Origin of the sequence: Fluviicoccus keumensis (assembly GCF_004217445.1) — a bacterium.
GTDB lineage: Bacteria > Pseudomonadota > Gammaproteobacteria > Pseudomonadales > Moraxellaceae > Fluviicoccus > Fluviicoccus keumensis.
Genome location: NZ_SHKX01000006.1, coordinates 1 through 3760 on the forward strand (window position 1 = coordinate 1; position 3760 = coordinate 3760).

The 3760-nt window shown below is 52.2% G+C and carries 2 tRNA genes and 2 rRNA genes; all 4 read right to left on the reverse strand.

The features are described 5' to 3' along the window. Positions 1-49: 49 nt before the first annotated feature. The 4 genes from rrf to EV700_RS00930 all read right to left on the reverse strand — a co-directional run bounded on the left by rrf (position 50) and on the right by EV700_RS00930 (position 3714). A 5S ribosomal RNA gene (rrf, locus tag EV700_RS00915) occupies positions 50-164 on the reverse strand. A 148-nt stretch (positions 165-312) separates the two neighbouring features. After that, positions 313-3198: ribosomal RNA gene (locus tag EV700_RS00920) — 23S ribosomal RNA — on the reverse strand. Between the two features lie 341 nt (positions 3199-3539). Then, positions 3540-3615: transfer RNA gene (locus EV700_RS00925), tRNA-Ala, on the reverse strand. A gap of 22 nt (positions 3616-3637) precedes the next feature. Then, positions 3638-3714: transfer RNA gene (locus EV700_RS00930), tRNA-Ile, on the reverse strand. Positions 3715-3760 lie beyond the last annotated feature (46 nt).

Here is a 3760-nt window from a genome sequence, read left to right on the forward strand (position 1 = left end):
AAAGCAAAACCCCCTTGCTGTTTCCGGCAAGGGGGTTTTGGTGTTAAGTGTCTGGCGATGACCTACTCTCACATGGCGAATGCCACACTACCATCGGCGCTGAGTGGTTTCACTTCTGAGTTCGGGAAGGGATCAGGTGGTTCACACTCGCTATGGTCGCCAGACTATCCGGTTGGCACGCCGTCCCTTTCAGGAGCAGCCGCCGAAGTCTGTACAAGCTCTGATTGAGTCTGTGGGTTCTTTATATCGAACAGTCAAGCTTCCTTGATACGTCGCACTTGTGTCTGCCTGCGCAGACTGCTTGGGTGTTATATAGTCAAGCCTCACGAGCAATTAGTATTCGTTAGCTACACGCGTCGCCGCGCTTCCACACCGAACCTATCAACGTCATAGTCTCTAACGGCTCTTTAGGGGAATCAAGTTCCCAGGGAGACCTTATCTTGAGGTGGGCTTCCCGCTTAGATGCTTTCAGCGGTTATCCCTTCCATACATAGCTACCCGGCAGTGCCACTGGCGTGACAACCGGAACACCAGAGGTATGTCCACTTCGGTCCTCTCGTACTAGAAGCAGATCCTCTCAAGTCTCCAACGCCCATGGTAGATAGGGACCGAACTGTCTCACGACGTTCTAAACCCAGCTCGCGTACCTCTTTAAATGGCGAACAGCCATACCCTTGGGACCTGCTTCAGCCCCAGGATGAGATGAGCCGACATCGAGGTGCCAAACACCGCCGTCGATATGAACTCTTGGGCGGTATCAGCCTGTTATCCCCAGAGTACCTTTTATCCGTTGAGCGATGGCCCTTCCATACAGAACCACCGGATCACTAAGACCTACTTTCGTACCTGCTCGGCTTGTCGGCCTCGCAGTTAAGCGCGCTTTTGCCTTTATACTCAGTGCGTGATTTCCGACCACGCTGAGCGCACCTTCGTACTCCTCCGTTACTCTTTAGGAGGAGACCGCCCCAGTCAAACTACCCACCATACACTGTCCCAGATCCGGATTACGGACCTTGGTTAGAACCTCGACATTACCAGGCTGGTATTTCAAGATTGGCTCCATGTGAACTAGCGTCCACACTTCAAAGCCTCCCAGCTATCCTACACAAGTAAGGTCAAAGTCCAGTGCAAAGCTGCAGTAAAGGTTCACGGGGTCTTTCCGTCTAGCCACGGGTACACGGCATCTTCACCGCGATTTCGATTTCACTGAGTCTCTGGTGGAGACAGCGCCGCCATCATTATGCCATTCGTGCAGGTCGGAACTTACCCGACAAGGAATTTCGCTACCTTAGGACCGTTATAGTTACGGCCGCCGTTTACCGGGGCTTCGATCAAGAGCTTCGCTTTCGCTAACCCCATCAATTAACCTTCCGGCACCGGGCAGGCATCACACCCTATACGTCCACTTTCGTGTTTGCAGAGTGCTGTGTTTTTAATAAACAGTTGCAGCGGCCTGGTTACTGAGGCTGCCAAGGGCTGACGTAGTAAATACTTAACCCTCAACAGCGTACCTTCTCCCGAAGTTACGGTACTATTTTGCCTAGTTCCTTCACCAGAGTTCTCTCAAGCGCCTTGGTCTTCTCGACCTGACCACCTGTGTCGGTTTCGGGTACGATCCCTTTACATCTGAAGCTTAGAGGCTTTTCTTGGAAGCATGGCATCAGTGACTTCTCCGTACAAGTACGGATGGTCTCGGTTCTCGACATTGAACCCCCGGATTTGCCTAAGGGTCCTGCCTACCACCTTTCCCCAGCACTACCGATCGCTGGTACACCTAGCCTTCTCCGTCCCCCCATCGCAATGTAAAGAGGTACAGGAATATTAACCTGTTTCCCATCGACTACGCTTTTCAGCCTCGCCTTAGGGATCGACTCACCCAGCCCCGATTAACGTTGGACTGGAACCCTTGGTCTTCCGGCGGGGGCGTTTTTCACACCCCTTATCGTTACTCACGTCAGCATTCGCACTTCTGATATCTCCAGCATGCTTCTCAACACACCTTCGCAGACTTACAGAACGCTCCCCTACCACGCATATAAAATATGCATCCGCAGCTTCGGTATACAGTTTTAGCCCCGTTACATCTTCCGCGCAGGCCGACTCGACTAGTGAGCTATTACGCTTTCTTTAAAGGGTGGCTGCTTCTAAGCCAACCTCCTAGCTGTCTATGCCTTCCCACATCGTTTCCCACTTAACTGTAATTTGGGGACCTTAGCTGGCGGTCTGGGTTGTTTCCCTCTTGACGATGGACATTAGCACCCACCGTCTGTCTCCCGGATAGTACTCCACGGTATTCGGAGTTTGCATCGGGTTGCTAAGTCGAGGTGACCCGCTAGCCGAAACAGTGCTCTACCCCCGTGGGTATTCGTCCGAGGCGCTACCTAAATAGCTTTCGGGGAGAACCAGCTATCACCGAGTTTGATTAGCCTTTCACCCCTATCCACAGCTCATCCCCCGGCTTTTCAACGACGGTGGGTTCGGGCCTCCAGTTCGTGTTACCGAACCTTCACCCTGGCCATGGATAGATCACTCGGTTTCGGGTCTATTCCCAGCAACTTAACGCCCTATTCAGACTCGGTTTCCCTACGGCTCCCCTACACGGTTAACCTTGCTACTGAGAATAATTCGCTGACCCATTATACAAAAGGTACGCAGTCACTCCGAAGAGCTCCCACTGCTTGTATGCACACGGTTTCAGGATCTATTTCACTCCCCTCGCCGGGGTTCTTTTCGCCTTTCCCTCACGGTACTTGTTCACTATCGGTCAGTCAGGAGTATTTAGCCTTGGAGGATGGTCCCCCCATGTTCAACCAGGGTTTCACGTGCCCCGGCCTACTCGATTTCATCAATCATGCCCTTTCGCGTACAGGGCTATCACCTACTATGGCCGCACTTTCCAGAGCGTTCCACTAGAACATGATTGACTTAAGGGCTGGTCCCCGTTCGCTCGCCGCTACTGAGGGAATCTCAATTGATTTCTTTTCCTGAGGGTACTGAGATGTTTCACTTCCCCTCGTTCGCTTCACACACCTATGAATTCAGTGTGTGATACCCAAGTTACCTTGGGTGGGTTTCCCCATTCAGACATCCCCGGATCAAAGGTTGTTTGCCACCTCCCCGAAGCTTATCGCAGGCTACCACGTCTTTCATCGCCTCTGACTGCCAAGGCATCCACCATGTGCACTTAGTCACTTGACTATATAACCCCAAACAGTCTCATCATCACTCCGTTTCCGAAGCGCTGACCAGTCTATCCAGCGTTGCCAAGTTACGCCGTACCAAGTCGCTTGACTCATTCTCTATAAAGTAAACACTACACAGATTCGCATCTTGCGCCTGACCCTGTCGCCAGAGCCATCACAAGACCGGATCCGCTTTGCGTTTCCAGACTCAATCATCACTTGTTAAAGAACAACTGCCGACTCATCATCGAACAGCTATGTTTTTCCGACAAAAAATTGCCAGAATGCAATGCTTTGATTAACCAGATCACCCGGCAATTCAAAACCCTGGATTCTAACAACTCATTCAGCTTGCAGTGGTGGAGCCAGTCGGGATCGAACCGACGACATCCAGCTTGCAAAGCTGGCGCTCTCCCAGCTGAGCTATGGCCCCGCGTTTCTACCAGCACTGTTAGTGGTGGGTCTGACAAGACTTGAACTTGTGACCCCACGCTTATCAAGCGTGTGCTCTAACCAACTGAGCTACAGACCCGCTTCAGGCCAGCGTCGCCGCTTGCACGGCAACCTTGCAGATTTCG